Annotated in this window: 10 protein-coding genes; 4 read left to right on the top strand and 6 right to left on the bottom strand. The window is 72.2% G+C overall.

Annotated elements, in window-relative coordinates; translation table 11 throughout:
- Window positions 1–167: 167 nt before the first annotated feature.
- The 3 genes from AC4BEG_RS19680 to AC4BEG_RS19670 all read right to left on the bottom strand — a co-directional run bounded on the left by AC4BEG_RS19680 (window position 168) and on the right by AC4BEG_RS19670 (window position 5,510).
- The gene (locus AC4BEG_RS19680; RefSeq protein ID WP_490701061.1) at window positions 168–1,805 is read right to left on the bottom strand and encodes a succinic semialdehyde dehydrogenase; all 1,638 of its coding nucleotides are present in this window, start codon (window positions 1,803–1,805) and stop codon (window positions 168–170) included.
- A 121-nt stretch (window positions 1,806–1,926) separates the two neighbouring features.
- Window positions 1,927–3,678 (bottom strand): serine/threonine-protein kinase, encoded by a 1,752-nt coding sequence (locus AC4BEG_RS19675; protein ID WP_490701060.1) that lies wholly within the window; start codon window positions 3,676–3,678, stop codon window positions 1,927–1,929.
- Window positions 3,679–3,764: 86 nt separating this feature from the next.
- Window positions 3,765–5,510: a serine/threonine-protein kinase gene (locus AC4BEG_RS19670; RefSeq protein WP_490701059.1), complete on the bottom strand. Its 1,746-nt coding sequence runs from the start codon at window positions 5,508–5,510 to the stop codon at window positions 3,765–3,767.
- A gap of 110 nt (window positions 5,511–5,620) precedes the next feature.
- On the opposite strand from AC4BEG_RS19670, the gene AC4BEG_RS19665 reads away from it, so the two are divergent.
- The gene (locus tag AC4BEG_RS19665; protein WP_490701058.1) at window positions 5,621–6,799 is read left to right on the top strand and encodes a winged helix DNA-binding domain-containing protein; all 1,179 of its coding nucleotides are present in this window, start codon (window positions 5,621–5,623) and stop codon (window positions 6,797–6,799) included.
- A gap of 356 nt (window positions 6,800–7,155) precedes the next feature.
- Here the strand turns inward: AC4BEG_RS19665 and AC4BEG_RS19660 are convergent, their stop codons facing one another.
- Both AC4BEG_RS19660 and AC4BEG_RS19655 read right to left on the bottom strand, forming a co-directional pair.
- Window positions 7,156–8,520: a M64 family metallopeptidase gene (locus AC4BEG_RS19660; protein WP_490701057.1), complete on the bottom strand. Its 1,365-nt coding sequence runs from the start codon at window positions 8,518–8,520 to the stop codon at window positions 7,156–7,158.
- Window positions 8,521–8,688: 168 nt separating this feature from the next.
- Window positions 8,689–10,044, bottom strand: a complete 1,356-nt coding sequence (locus tag AC4BEG_RS19655; RefSeq protein ID WP_490701056.1) for an alpha/beta fold hydrolase — start codon at window positions 10,042–10,044, stop codon at window positions 8,689–8,691.
- A gap of 66 nt (window positions 10,045–10,110) precedes the next feature.
- Between AC4BEG_RS19655 and AC4BEG_RS19650 the strand changes: the two genes are divergently transcribed.
- The 3 genes from AC4BEG_RS19650 to AC4BEG_RS19640 all read left to right on the top strand — a co-directional run bounded on the left by AC4BEG_RS19650 (window position 10,111) and on the right by AC4BEG_RS19640 (window position 14,079).
- Window positions 10,111–11,541 (top strand): helix-turn-helix domain-containing protein, encoded by a 1,431-nt coding sequence (locus AC4BEG_RS19650; protein ID WP_490701055.1) that lies wholly within the window; start codon window positions 10,111–10,113, stop codon window positions 11,539–11,541.
- A gap of 643 nt (window positions 11,542–12,184) precedes the next feature.
- Entirely contained in the window at window positions 12,185–12,853 is a 669-nt protein-coding gene (locus AC4BEG_RS19645; RefSeq protein ID WP_490707131.1) for a response regulator, read from the top strand.
- Window positions 12,850–14,079: a sensor histidine kinase gene (locus AC4BEG_RS19640; protein WP_490701054.1), complete on the top strand. Its 1,230-nt coding sequence runs from the start codon at window positions 12,850–12,852 to the stop codon at window positions 14,077–14,079. The genes AC4BEG_RS19645 and AC4BEG_RS19640 overlap by 4 nt, the downstream gene beginning before the upstream one ends.
- A 33-nt stretch (window positions 14,080–14,112) precedes the next feature.
- Here the strand turns inward: AC4BEG_RS19640 and AC4BEG_RS19635 are convergent, their stop codons facing one another.
- The gene (locus AC4BEG_RS19635) at window positions 14,113–14,505 is read right to left on the bottom strand and encodes an STAS domain-containing protein (RefSeq protein ID WP_490701053.1); all 393 of its coding nucleotides are present in this window, start codon (window positions 14,503–14,505) and stop codon (window positions 14,113–14,115) included.
- Between the last annotated feature and the right edge of the window lie 188 nt (window positions 14,506–14,693).

The raw sequence follows: 14,693 nt of genomic DNA, 5'->3' as shown, positions 1-14,693 counted from the left end.
TCGTAGTCGTATCCGGCGTCGTCGGTGACGTCAGTGGCGTCAGTGGCACCGGCGGCGGGGCCGGTGTCGTCGGTGGCGTCAGTAGCGGAACCGGTGCTGTCGCCGTGCTCCTGGTGATGGACGGACTTGTCCCCTGACAACGGGTACCTCCGGTCGATACGTGCTGGTCAGCGCAGGCGCAGTGCCTTCATCGCGCGCAGGCTGCGGGTCATGAAGGCCGCGTACTTCTCATCCGTCATCCCGAAGGACGGGCCCAGTGGCATCAGCCGCTGGTGAGCGACCGTCTGCGCCTCGGTGAACTTGAGGATGCCCTCCGAGCCGTGTCGGCGGCCGAGTCCGGAGTCGCCCATGCCGCCCATGGGGGCGTTGACGCTGCCGTAGGCGGCCGCGTACGCCTCGTTGACGTTGACCGTTCCGGCGCGCAGCCGGGCGGCGACGGCCCGGCCGCGCCTGCCGTCCTTGGTCCAGACGCTCGCGTTGAGCCCGTACGGGGTGGCGTTGGCGCGCTGGACAGCGTCGTCCTCGTCGGTGAAGCGGTAGATCGAGACGACCGGGCCGAAGGTCTCCTCGGTGCACACGGCCATCGGCGGCTCCACACCGTCGAGGATCGTGGGCTCGTAGAAGTAGGGGCCGATATCGGGCCGGGGACGGCCGCCCGCGACGACCGTGGCGCCCTTGGCGACCGCCTCTTCCACATGGCGGGTGACGGTGTCCAGCTGGCGGTCGGAGACGAGCGAGCCCATCTCGGCGCCGTAGCCGAGGGCCTTGCCCAGCCTCATCGCCTTGGTGCGGGCGGCGAACCGCTCCAGGAAGGCGTCCGCGATCGACTCGTGGACGTACAGCCGCTCAATGGAGATGCACAGCTGCCCGGCGGAGGCGAAGCAGGCGCGCACCGCGCCCTCGGCCGCCTTCTCGATGTCGGCGTCGCGCAGCACCAGCATGGCGTTCTTGCCGCCGAGTTCGAGGGAGCAGCCCACCAGACGGGCGGCGGCGGCCTGGGCCACCCCGCGGCCGGTGCGGGTGGAGCCGGTGAACGAGACGTAGTCGGCGTGTTCGATGACGGCGGGGCCGACCACCGGTCCCTCGCCGATCACGATCTGCCACACCCCGGCGGGCATTCCGGCCTCGAGCATCAGCTCCCGCGCCCAGAGGGCGGTCAGCGAGGTCTCGGTGTCGGGTTTCATCACAACCGCGTTGCCGGAGACGAAGGCGGGTATCGCGTCGCCGACGGACAGCTCCAGCGGATAGTTCCAGGGCACGATCTGGCCCACGACCCCGCGCGGCTGGCGCAGTTCGGTGACCTTGGTCAGCGTGGGAACGACACCGACGCGGGCCTTGGGCCGCAGATAGCTGGGGGCCTTGCGGCCGTAGTGGCGGGCGGCCAGCACCACGCCCTGGATCTCCTCATGGGCGTGCAGCCGGGTCTTGCCGGTCTCCAGCTGGATGAGGTCCAGGATCTCCGACTGCCGTTCCAGCAGCAGATCGTGGAACCGGAGGAGGACGGCGGCGCGGCGGCGGACGGGCAGGGCAGCCCAGGCCCGCTGGGCCTCACGGGCCCGGGTGAAGGCGGTGGCGACGTCTTCCGGAGTGGACTCGGGCAGCTCGGCGGCGAGGACCTCGCCGGTGAACGGCGTGTGGTTGACGGTGCTTCCGCTGCCCACGACGCCCTTGGCGAGCCGGGCGACCAGCTCGGGGGTGACGACGTCGGCTGCGGTGCGGGTGCCCGGGGCCGCGACCGGATTGCCGTCGGCGGGGGCGGTGCTGGTGCCGCTCTGTGCGCGTGCGCTGTCCTGCGTCTCCGTCATGCGGCAGAGAGTAGGCTGCCGCGGCCGGTTTGGGTACCCGTCGGTAACTCGCCTTCACCGGTCACACACAATCGCGCCAGCGATTGCTGGCGCGACGTGTGTTCACAAGGCGGTCGGCCGCTCAGTCCGTGTCGATGCGGAACTTCTTGTTGATCTTGAGGTTCTTCAGGACGTCCTCGTACATCGTGTCGCCGGTCTTACGGGCATCACCCTGGGCGGGCATGCTCACCGTCAGCTGCCAGGCGATCTCTTTGTCGATGACGAACACATGGTCCCGGTACAGGTAGGGGATGCGGATGTCATCGCCGCTGGTGCCGGGCGCGAAGTAGGTGGTGTCGAAGTCCAGGGCGGGGTCACCCTCCTGGTCGGCCGTCCTCGACGGCTTCACCTTGGCCTCGTCCATCGACGACTGGGCGCCGCTCTCGTAGTACTGGCGGATCTGCCCGGCCACTCCCTTGTTGTTGGTGATCTGGTGCTGCGTATCGCTCACCGATGCCTTGAGCGTGATCGTGTAGACGCCGCTGGGGTCCGTGAAGGAGACCTCCGGAGCGGTGTCGTAGGAGTCGTTCTGAAGCCGCTTGTAGCCCTCGGGCGTGGCCAGGGTCGCGCCGACCAGGGACTGCTCATCGCGCACGGTCCAGCCGGACGGCAGCGGGCTCTCGCTCGCGAACGGCTTCGCGATCACCAGCACCAGGGCGGCGGCCACCACCAGCACCAGCGCGCCCAGACCCAATTGGGCCTTGCGGTTCTTGTGCAGGACGGGCGGCACGAAGCGGTTGCCGGAGGGCTCAGGCGCCGCGGACGGCGCCGCGCCGAATCCCGCGCCGACCGCCATCGTCGGAACGCCGCTCGCGGCCATGGTGGGCGCACCGGCCGCGGAGACGGTCGGCGTGTGCTGCGGCGGGCGGGCCGCGGTCTCCAGCGCCTGCCTGATCTCCTGGGCGGACGGACGCGCCGAGGTGTCCTTGCGCAGCATCCGCATGATGATGTCGCCCAGCGGGCCCACGGCACGCGCGGGCGTCTGCGGTTCGGCCTGCAACACGGCCTGGAGAGTGGATGGGGAGTGGCTGCGGCGGAACGGGGACATCCCCTCGACCGCCGTGTACAGCACCACACCCAGCGACCACAGGTCCGACTCGGGACCGGGCCGCTGGCCCAGCACCCGCTCGGGCGCGATGAATTCGGGCGAGCCGACAAACCCACCGGTCTCGGTGAGCCCCTGCTCGCCCTCGATCTGGGCGATACCGAAGTCGGTGAGGACCACCCGGTCGTCCCGGCCGAGCAGCACATTGTCCGGTTTGACGTCGCGGTGCAGCACACCGGCCTCATGGGCGGCGGACAGCGCGCCGAGTACCGCGAGACCGATCCGGGCCGCCTCGCGCGGGTCGAGCGTGCCCTCGGCCAGCCGACTGCCCAGCGACTGCCCGCTCACCAGCTCCATCACGATCCAGGGCCGCCCCTCCTCGACCACGACGTCGTGGACGGTGACGACGGAGGGGTGGTCGATCCGGGCGGCGGCGCGCGCCTCGCGCTCCATCCGCCGGTAGACCGTCTGCCGCTCGCTGTCCGGGAGATGGTCCGGGATCCGCGGCTCCTTGACCGCCACCTCGCGATCCATGACCTGGTCCTGAGCGCGCCAGACGGTGCCCATCCCGCCGTGGCCGAGCCGGGAGACCAGCCGGTAGCGCTCGCCGACGACCCGCCCGGCGTCCGGGTCCGAGGACCGGGCGGCGGGCGGCCGCTGCGCCGCGAGCTGGGTCGGCTCATAGGCGCTCACCGGCGACCGCGCCCCCTGGGGAGGCGTCTCCGGGGCGTCCGGCGGCCGCAGGGTGTAGCTGGTGGGCTCGTTCGCCCGTCCCCCGTCGTTCGTCATGGCCCAATCATTACCGGTCCGGTGGCTGAATTCGCCACCGGCCCCGGACTGGCGGAGGGCTCGTGACAAAGCCGTTGCGGCGGGGCTCAGTTCGCTGTGGCGGAACGTGTGAATGTGCGGACAGCGTTATCGAAATGCTGCTTTCCCACGCCTTTTTGCGCTACCGGGGCAGAGAGCCAGAGATCGACCATTACGCCGTTCTCGTCCCAGCTCAGATCGAACGTCTGCCGTGAGCCACCGTCGTCCGCGGACCCGTTCCAGATGAACGCCCAGAGGGCGGCGGGCCGTCCGTGATGGGTGGTCTCGATGACCTGGCCGCTGCGGTAGCCCGGGTAGTCCGAAGGCCCCTTGGCGTCCGCCTGCCTGCTCAGCCCCAGCGGGCCCTTGGGGTCCTGCTGCTGGATCTGCACACCGATCCGGAACTCCTTGCCCGGGGAGTAGTAGTAGATCCGGTCACCCTCGACGGAGCGGCTGTATCCCTCGGGTACGGCGAGCGAGAAGCCGAGCGGGTCCTTCACTCGCTCATAGCCCTTGGGAATGCCACCGGACGGGGATGCGCCGGGCTTCGGGGTGCGCGAGGCGCGCGAGTTCTTCCCGCCGTCATTGTGGCCGTTGTCGCTGGTGTGGCTCGAGGTGCCGCTCGCCCGCTTGTCGTCGCCGCCGTCGTTCAGCAGCGCCACCGCGCCCACGCCCGCTCCGGCGAGCGCCAGGACGGCGGCGACCGCCACCACCGCCTTGCGGCCACCGGGGAACCGGCCCCCGCGGCCCGACGTTCCAGCCTTGGCGGCCTTATCGGGCTTTCCCGACTCTCCCGACTTTTCCGTCTCTTCGGGCTTGGCAGTCTTTCCGGTGGTTCTGGACGCCGCCCCGGTGGCCGCCGCCGCACCGACCGGTACAACCCCGGAATCCGGCTCCGGAGCGGGGCCCGGCGCGGGGCCCGGCACCAGTGCCCGGCCCGGCCGCGGCTCGGTCCGCGGCAGCGGCATCTCCGGGGTGTCCGCCGACCCCACGTACGCCCGCAGCAGCCGAGCGGTCTCCTCCGTACTCAGCCGCTGCTCCGGCTCCCGCCGCAACAGCCCCTCGACGACCGGCTTCAGCCCTCCGGCCTCCTCGGGCACCGCGATCTCGTCGAAGACGACGGCGTGCAGCACCGCGGCCAGGGAGTCGCGGTGGAACGGGGACTGGCCGCTCACCAGCGTGCACAGCAGCACCCCCAGCGACCACAGATCCGACTCCGGTCCGGTCCGCCGCCCCGACATCCGCTCCGGCGCGGCGTATTCGGGCGAGCCGACGAACGAACCGGTCTCGGTGATCGTCGTGGCCCCCGAGACCTGTGCGATCCCGAAGTCCGTCAGCACCACCCGCCGGGTGCCCGACTCCATCAGCACATTGGCGGGCTTGAGGTCCCGGTGCAGCACCCCGCGGGCATGCGCCGCGCGCAGCGCGTCCAGCAGCGCCAGCACGATCCCGCCCGCCTCGCGCGGGCCGACCGGGCCCTGCGCGGCCAGCCGGTGGGCGAGCGAGACCCCGTCGACCAGCTCCATGACGATCCAGGCGCGCTCGTCCTCCTCGACCACATCGTGCAGGACGATCACATTGGGGTGCTTGATCTGGGCGACCGTACGGGCCTCGCGCAGCGTGCGCTCACCCATCAGTTGGGCGTCGAGGGCCGACAGCCCCTCGTCGTCCACATGCAGTTCCTTGACCGCGACGTCCCGGACCAGCAGTCGGTCCACCGCCCGCCATACCGTGCCCATGCCGCCGCGCCCGAGTCGCGACGCCAGTTCGTACCGGCCCGCGATCAGGTAACCCTCGCCCCCGAAGTTGCGCATGGCCTCATCTTGCCTCACGCCGGAAGCCGATCTTCAGGCACGGCCACGGCCGCCGTACCCGCCGCCATACCTGACAGAAGATGTCCGGTACGCGCTCTACCGTCGGCCCTATGACCGATGCGCACCCCTCCCGCCGTATCTCCGACGAACAGCGCCGCGCCCGGGTCGGGCGGCGCCATCTGCTGGCGCCGTCCACGCGCGCGGCCACCGTCGAGGAGGTCACGGACGCGGTGGTGGCCCTGCACGCCACCGACCCGGCCACCGTGTATCTGTCGGCGTGCGCGCGGCTGCGGGAGCCCCGGCCGGAGGCCGTGGACCGGGCGTTCTACGAGGATCTGTCGCTGGTGCGGCTGCTCTGTATGCGCCGCACCATGTTCGCGGTGACGGCCGGTCTCGCCCCCGCGGTGTACGCGGGCGCCGGGCGGGCCATCGCGGTCCGCGAGCGCGCCACCTTGGTCAAGCAGCTGCGGGAGCGTGCGACGGGCTGGGACGAGGAGCGGCTGGCCGCGGTCGAGAAGGAGGCCCTTGCGGCGCTCGCGGTACGGGGCGAGGCCACCACCTCCGAGCTGTCCCAGGACGTGCCCGCGCTGCGCGAGACGATACTGATGTCGCCGGGGAAGCCGTACGAGGCGAAGCAGAGCATCGGCAGTCGGCTGCTGCGGCTGCTGGCCGCCGACGGGCTGGTGCGCCGCTGCCGTCCGCGCACCACCTGGAACAGCAGCCTGTTCCCGTGGGCCCCGGCGGCGGCGCTGCCCGAGCTGCCGGTGCGCGAGGCGAAGGCGGAGATCGCGGGGCGCTGGCTGCGGTCCTTCGGACCCGCGACCGAGGCCGATCTGAAGTGGTGGACGGGATGGACGGTGACCGACACCCGGCGGGCGCTGGCCGACATCCGGGCGGTGGCGGTGGAGTTGGCGGCGGGGCCGGGGTTCGTGGCGGAGGGTGACGAGGAGCCGGTGGCGGAGTGCGAGCCGTGGGCCGCGCTGCTGCCGAGCCTGGATCCGACCGCCATGGGCTGGCGGATGCGCGACTGGTACCTCGACCCCGAGCAGGTGCCGGCGCTCTTCGACGGCACCGGCAACATCGGCCCCACGGTCTGGTGGAACGGCCGGATCGTCGGCGCCTGGACCCAGCGCGGCGATGGCGAGGTGGTGTGGCGGCTCTTCGCCGATGTGGGGCGGGAGGGGCGGACCGCGCTGGAGACGGAGGCGGCGCGGCTGAGCGGCTGGCTCGGCGCAACGCGGATCACCACGCGCTTCCCCACCAAGCTGGAGCGTGAGTTGACCCGCTGAGCGCTCCGCGGGGAGTGCCGTGAGGTGCCGTCGTGCGGCTGCGGCCTCGTCGTGGCCGGCCGCGCCTCGGCGGTGGCCGGGACCGGCGCGTTGTCGGATGATCGACGCGCCGCCGGAACACATGACCGGCCGCCCGCCCCGGCGGGCGATTGAGCCCGGTCACGGCGTGCGGAACTCTAGGACCTGCCGATGTCACGGGGCGGACCGCGGCCGCCCCCATCGACGCAGCGCATCGACGCGGACAGAGGACCGGCCGGACACCGGACCGGGGCGCATGAAGCCGCCCCGCGGCGGGGGTCCACGGGGCGGCGGTCCGGATGGGCGCGCAGGCGGCGCGCCACGAGACGTACGGGTCGCTAGCGGGTGACCTTCCAGGTACGCGAGTCGGTCAGCAGCTTCCGCAGCGCCGGGTCCTTCACCGCAGAGGTGGTGTCGGTCGCCCTGGCCTTCACGCGGTGGGCCTTGCCGTCGGAGGAGACGCCGAGGGACGCCGGGGTCACGGATGTCTTCCCGCGCGCGGAGCGCACCTCGTCACCGTCCACGTACCACTTCAGGGACGCCTTCTTCGGGATGTGCACCGTCGGCGTGGCCGTGCGCCGGATCGGCTTGTCGGTGGATGTCGGGCTGCTGACCACGCTCGCGTGGCGGTAGAAGCCCGCGATCATCGCCTCCCGGCCGGGCAGGCTGAACTCCCGGCCCAGGGTGCGCATGATGGAGTCCTCGGTGGGGCGGTTGATGCCCTTGGGGTAGTAACGCCCGCCCTCGTACGCGCCGACCGCGCCGCCGTCCGGCGAGGTCTGGCCCAGCCAGCGGTACCACTTCTTCTGCTGGTCGGCCATCTGGTCCGCGCTCAGCGTGGAGGCGTTGGCCTCCTCGGGCTCCGCGCCGGTGTAGGTGCCGTTGTCGGGATAGACGTACTCGTCGGCCAGCTTGCCGAGCGAGTGGCCGGTCTCATGGACGGCGACCTGGTCGGAGTCGGGGTGGTCGGAGGAGGCGGTGGCGATGCCGTCGTAGCCCACCTGCGAGCTGACGGTGTAGCCCGCGCCGCCGTACTTGGTGGAGTTGGAGAGCACGACCACCAGATCGGCCTGCGGGGCCTTGGCCGCGTAGGACTCGACCTTGTCGGTGTTGACGCACAGCAGCCGCTCGAGGTCGTCGCACCAGAAGTACGAGCCGAGAGCGGTGTCCTTGACGACGTCCTTGCCGGGGTCGCCGGAGACACCGGACTGGTTGGAGACGGCGTCCACGGACCACACGTTGAACAGGTCCCCGTAGGAGGCGTACGGCTCGACCGCGGAGATCTCCTTCCACTTGGCGCGCAGATCGGCGTGGAAGTCCTCCTGCTGGGAGGCGGTGTAGCCGTCGCCGATGAAGACGACGTCCACCTTGTCGTCGACCGGACCCTTGTTGATGACCGAGCCGACGTCCCCGTCGTCCGCCTTCTCGGCGGCGGACAGCGAACGGGCCGCGCGGGTCAGGCGCTTGGGGGTGGCGGCCGGGACCTCGGTGTGCCGGGGGTGGGCGCCGGGACGGCTGAAGTACTCGACCTCATGGGTGCGCGATGCGGGGTCGGCGGCCGCCGCGTCGGCGGAGTGCGGAGCGGAGGTGTCCTCTCCGCCCGTGGTCGCCGTCGCGGTGGCGGTGAGCGCCGCGGCCAGGGCGATACCCCCGACGGTCGCCGCGATGCGGCGAGGGACTCGTCCCCGTATGTGTCGTCGCACAGTGGCTCCCGAATTCAGTCCCGTAAGCGACCGATTAAGCACGGTTAATTAGCGGCTCAACCTACGGGGCCCGGAGGTGGGGAGCAACCAGAACGCGACAAGTCCCAGGGAAATCTGACATGGCGTCCGCCACACTTCGGCTTACCTCGATGAGCCCGCGCGGCCGCGTCACACCGCCTCGTCGCGGGCCAGCCGCAGCAGCCGGTCCAGCACCCGGCGGCCCCCGGCCCGCACCCCGTCGTGCTCGAACTCGTCCGTCACCCAGGTGCGCAGCCCCCGGATGGCGCGGGCGGTGGCGAGGGCGTGCGCGGTGTCCACATACAGGTCGTCGTGGTAGACGGCGGCGGCCACCGGCACGGTGTTGCGGGCCAGCCGCTCCGCGTCGTACAGCGGGCCCCAGCCGGTGCGCTCGGCCAGGAGTTCGGCGGTACGGCGCAGCGGGCGCAGCGCCGCGTGGGTGTCCAGCATCCAGGGGTGGACGGTCTCGGCGGTGAAGAGCACCGGACCGTCGCCCGCGGCCGCGGCTTCCGCGTCGAACCCGGGGAACTCGGTGCGGATCCGGTGCGCGGACCAGTCGGTGGCGCGGCCGTCCTGGGCGTAGATGGACTCGTGCAGCAGCGTGTAGAGGGGGCTGGCGGCGCGGGAGAGCACGGCCGCCACCCGCTCGCGGAACGCGTCGGCGAGCCGGGGTCCGTCGGGGGTCGTCGCGAACGGGTCCTCCAGCAGATGGTGGAGCTGATGGGAGCCGTCGCCGCCGCCGAGCAGTATGCCGAGCTGCTGAAAGGCGGCCGGGGTGAGCCGGGTGCCGTCCGGCAGCACCTCCTCGTGGGCGGCCAGATGCCGGACCACGGCGCGGACGGTCACCGCGTCGCCCGGGTAGCGGGCGTAGTGCGCCAGGGACGCGCGCTCCATACGCGGATACGCGGCGCGGTAGACCGTGTCGGCGTCGGCGTCGAGCGACGGCAGCCCGCCGGTGATCAGCACGGTGTCCAGCCCCTCGGGGGCGTGGGAGAGGTAACTGACCGCGCAGAAGCCGCCGTAGCTCTGCCCGAGCACGGTCCAGGGACGGCCTCCGGTGAGCCGCCGGCGTATCAGCTCGCAGTCGCGCACGATCGCGTCGGCGCGGAAGTGGGCGAGGTAGTCGGCCTGCCGCTCCGGGGCGCCGCGCAGCGGCAGGGTCTGCCGGGTGGCGGGGGTGGAGCGGCCGGTGCCGCGCTGGTCGAGCAGGAGCACGCGGTACTCGTCCAGCGCCCGGTCCAGCCAGCCGGAGCGGCCGACCGGGCGGGGTGCGCCGAAGCCCGGTCCGCCCTCGAGGTAGAGCAGCCAGGGAAGCCGGTCCCGTCCGGCGCCCGCGCGGTCCGCGGCGACGACCTCGCGTCCGTAAAGCCTGATCCGCTCGCCCTCCGGCGCCGTATGGTCGAGCGGTACCTCGAAGTGGTGGTCGGTGAGGAGCAGTCCTGGCTGACGGACGGTCGTCGTCTCGCATCCCGGACCGGCGGGAGCCAATTTCCTCGCCTCAAGCATCTTTTAATCCTCACGTAAATGGACTTAGCTCGGCGATTAAGCTACATCCGGGGAGAAGAGGGCACCGTGGCCGAAAGAAGCGCCGGGGACGGGCGGGCCGCGGCGGACGCGACCGGCGACATCGGGCGGCGGGTGCTGCGGCTGCGCACCGAGCGCGGGTTCACCCAGCGCCAGCTCGCCGAGCCCGCCTACACGGCCGCCTATGTCTCCACCCTCGAAACCGGCAAGGTCCGCCCCTCCGAGGCCGCCCTGCGCCATCTCGCCGGACGGCTCGGCGTCAGCTACGAGGAGCTGACCACTGGGCGCTCCCCGCGGGACGCCACCCGGCTGCGGGCCGGACTGACCGACGCACGGCGGGCGCTGGCCACCGGCTCCGCCGAGGACGCCGCCGCCCTCTTCCACGGGCTGCACGCCGAGGCGGAGCTGCTCGGCTTCGCCGAGGAGCGGGCGTCGGCGCTGCTGGGTCTGGGCGACTGCGCCCTGGAGACCGGTGAACTGACCGCGGCCCGTGATCACTTCGAGGCGGTGGAACGGCTGCTGGCCGAGGAGCCGCTGCCCCGGCGGGTGCCGGCCATCCGCGGCCGGGCCGTGGCCCATCTGCTGGCGGGCGAACTCCGCTACTCCTGCTATCTGCTGGAGAGCGCCATCGACGGGCTGAACGCCTCCGGGCTGCACGATCCGAACGCGCTGCTGCTGCTCTACACCGCGGCCATCGCCCCGTACATGGACATGGGGGCGCATGCCCGTGCGGTGCGCGCGGCCGAACTGGCACTCGCGCTGGCCCCCAACGTGGACGATCCGGGCCTGGTGGCGCGGATGCACCGCGGGGTGGCCCGCACCCTGATCGCCGAGGGCCGCACCGCGGAGGCCGACGCCTCGCTCGCCAAGGCCCAGGAGCTGTACGAACAGCTGCGGATCCACACCGACCTGGCGCACTGCCACTGGATGCGCGGCTATGTGCACGCCCAGGACGGCAATCTGGAGCGGGCGGAGCACGAACTGCGTACGGCGCGCGACATGCTGGCGTCCAAGCGGGCGGCGCTGTTCACCGTGCAGGTGGAGGTGGAGCTGGCGGACGTACTGCGCCGCCGGGGCCGCGCCGCCGAGGCGGAGGCCCTGCTGCTGCCGCTGCTGGACCGTTCCGCCGACGCGGAAGGGGAGGCTCCGGCCGGAACGGACGGGGCCGGGCCCACCGCCGGGCTCACCGCCGAGCGCGGCGCGGTGCACGCGGGCGGCGCCCACCGGCTGCTGGGGCTGATAGCCGACGAGCGGGGCGACGCGGACACCGCCGAGGAGCACTACTGTGCGGCGCTGTCCCTGCTGGAACGCACGGGCGCGGCCGGGGACCTGGCCGATCTGTGCCGGCTGCTGGGCGATCTGCTGCGGCGCGAGGGGCGGCTTGAGGCCGCGATGGACGCGTACCGCACGGGACTGGGCCATCGGGCGGCACCGGGCACCACGACACTGGGCCCGGCTCCGGCCGAACCGCCGGTGTGACAGGTGCGTCCTGTGCGACAGGCGCGTCCTGTGTGACAGGTACATCCTGTGCGACAGGAGCGTCAGAAAGACCGAAAGCCGGAGGCAACAGCCGGAGGAACAGCACGATGCACGGCGGCCACGCAGAACAGGAAAGCGCACCACGACGTGCGCGTGGACAGGCGCGTCACCGGGGTGATGCGCCCGCCGTCCGTGATTTCCGACCCCGGCGATGCCGGGCGAAGGCCGGTCCCTCCCCCCGCGGGGGGCCGGTCAGCGCTTGGTCTGCGCACACGGCGCGGCGGGCGGTCAAAGGGTGGACAGGCCGCCGCGTGTGGGGGTCGCGGCGGCCTGGGCGCGGCAGCGCCCCGCTGACTGGCCCTTGCCGGGACCGGTCAGGTCCGCGGCAGTCACTACGCGCCGAGAGGCCCTACGGCGCGGTGACAGGGCCGGGGTCCAGGTCGACCCCGCGGGGTGGTGCAGCATGTGCTCAAGTCTGCCCGGCGCACGGCCCGACCGGCATCCACCGCTGGTCTTCTCTCACCCCCGCCAACCGGAGGGGGTGCCTCCCCCAATCGGGCGGAGTGAAACGCTCCATTTTCCATCGGGCATACGGCAGGCTGTCCGGGCAATGGGCATGACAGCTGAGGAGAGTGAGCGGCCGGTGATCCGTGTTGCTGTAGTGGATGACGAGGCGCTCGTGCGCTCCGGCCTGCGGCTGATCCTGGGCACCGCCCCGGACATCGAGGTCGTCGCCGACTGTTCCGGCGCGGGGGCGGCCCAGACCGTACTGCGCAGCGAGGCCGATGTCGTCCTCCTCGACATCCGGATGCCGGACGCCGACGGGTTGACCGTACTGAGACAGTTGCGGGCCGCACCCCGCTCCCCCGCCGTCGCCATGCTGACGACCTTCGACGTCCAGGAGTACCTCGCCGCCGCGCTACGCGCCGGAGCGGCGGGCTTCCTCCTGAAGGACACCGATCCGGAACAACTCGTCCGCGCGGTACGGACCCTCGCCCAGGGCGGCAGCGTCCTGGACCCCGGTGTCACCCGCGCCGTGATCGGCGGCTTCCTCGCCGCCGAGGCCGAAGTGACCGCCGCCGAGGCCGTCGAGGCCCTCACCCCGCGCGAACGCGAAGTGCTCGCCCTCCTCGGCGAGGGCCTCGCCAACCCCCAGATCGCCGAGCGGATGGGGCTGGCCGCCAGCACCGTCAAGGACCATGTCCGGGCGGTGCTCGGCAAGCTCGGCGGTCTCAACCGTGTCCAGGCGGCCATCGTCGCCGACCGCGCCGGACTCATCGCCGGCCGCCCCCCTATAGGCGGGACCCGATGACAGTCTCCTCCGTCCGTCCCTCCCCCAGCCCGCTCTTCGAGGACATGCGGCCCCCGACCAGGCCGCCGCGGCGGCGGCTGCCGTCCTGGGCCACCCGCTGGGGCTCGCTGCTGATCCCGCTCGTCATGGCGGTGGCCGACGCGCTGCTCGTCAACGGCGTCACCTTCGACCTGGAGCTGAACGTCTCGCTGGTGGCCGCGGCCGCCCTGCTGCTGCGCCGCCGCTTCCCCGCGCTGGTCTTCCTCGCCACGCTGCCGGGGATCCTCATCGGCTACATCTGGTTCTCGCCGATGATCGCCCTCTACACGGTGGCCCGGTGCCGCCCGGACCGCAGACTGCTGGGCGTCCTGGCACTGCTGCTGGCCACCGCGCACTTCATACCGTGGCCGGTCTCCGACTTCGAGCCCACCGCCTACCGGGACAACACCCTCGTCCTGATCGACGCCTGTGTGACCTCGGTCGGCCCGATCGCGCTGGGGCTGCTGGTGCGCACCCGCAGCGAACTCGCCGCGCGGATCGACGACCTCACCCGCAGCCGCCGCCACGCGGACGAGCTGCTCGCCGAGCAGGTGCTGAGCACCGAACGGGCGCGGCTGGCGCGCGAGATGCACGACGTGGTGGCCCATCAGGTCAGTCTCATCAGCCTCCAGGCCGGAGCGGTGCAGATCAGCGCCGAGGACGCCAAGGCGCGGGAGGGCGCACGGACAATCCGCGAACTGTCCGTGCGCACCCTGGACGAACTGCGCCACATGGTCGGGATTCTGCGTGCGGCCGGAGGCGATCTGGAGGACCTCACCCCGCAGCCCCGGCTGGCGGATCTGCCCCGGCTGATCGAACTGAGCGCGCTGGACGTCGCCTACGAGGCGGACCCCGCCGGGGAGTCGGACGACGAGGAGGGCCGTACCGCCGAGGCGGTGGAGCGGGCCGCCTTCCGCATCGTGCAGGAGGCGCTGACCAACGTCCGCAAACACGCGCCGGGGGCGCGGGTGACGGTACGGGTCAGGGATCTGGAGAAGTCACGGGAGCTGCGCGTCGAGGTGCGCAACGGGCCGCCGGACGCGTCCGCCGCGTCGCCGGGACTGCCCGGTGGTGGACACGGGCTGGTCGGATTGCGGGAACGGGCCCAGCTGCTGGGCGGCACGCTCAAGGCGGGGCCGACGGACGACGGGGGCTTTGTGGTGCGGGCGGACTTCCCGAAATGCCCGCCGCGGGCCGGATGTTCGTGACGGCGTGAGAGCCGGGTGGTGGACGGGCGGGGCTCAGGCCGACAGGGGGCCGACCGCGTCCTCGTCGTCCTCGTCCGGCTCGGTCGCCGCGTCCAGGTCCGGGTGGACGTCGAACAGCCGCCGCACCCCGAGCGCCGCCAGCACCCGGTGGACGTGGGAACCGTGCGCGGCCCCCTGGGGCGGCAGGATCAGCCGCAGCCGGCCGGAACAGGACCGCATCAACCGACGCGCCGCGATGAGCACACCGACACCGCTGGAGTCGCAGAACCGGACCTCCGAGAGGTCCAGCACCAGCCAGTGGCGGCCCTCGGCAACCGCGTCGTGGACGTGCTGCCGGACCGCGGGCGACGTCACCAGGTCCATCTCTCCGGAGACCTGGAGTACGACCCACTCCCCCCGACGGTCCTCGATCACCTTCAACGTCACGCGCCCGAAGCCCTTCGCTCGCCGCTAACCGGAATTTTCTGTTCCCGGGCGGCTGCCCGCCCACCGCCGCATGAAACTTCCCCCTGGCACACGCCGTAGGGAATGACCCTATGCCCCGGCGAAGCGTTTCGTCTCGCCAATCCTGCGCAAAGTGAGGGGGTCAATACCATGTGCAGCCTGCTCGTGCC

This window comes from Streptomyces sp. JLBJ103 (assembly GCF_058215575.1).
Note: the sequence above shows the minus strand (reverse complement) of the source record. Positions and strands in the feature narration are given on the sequence as shown.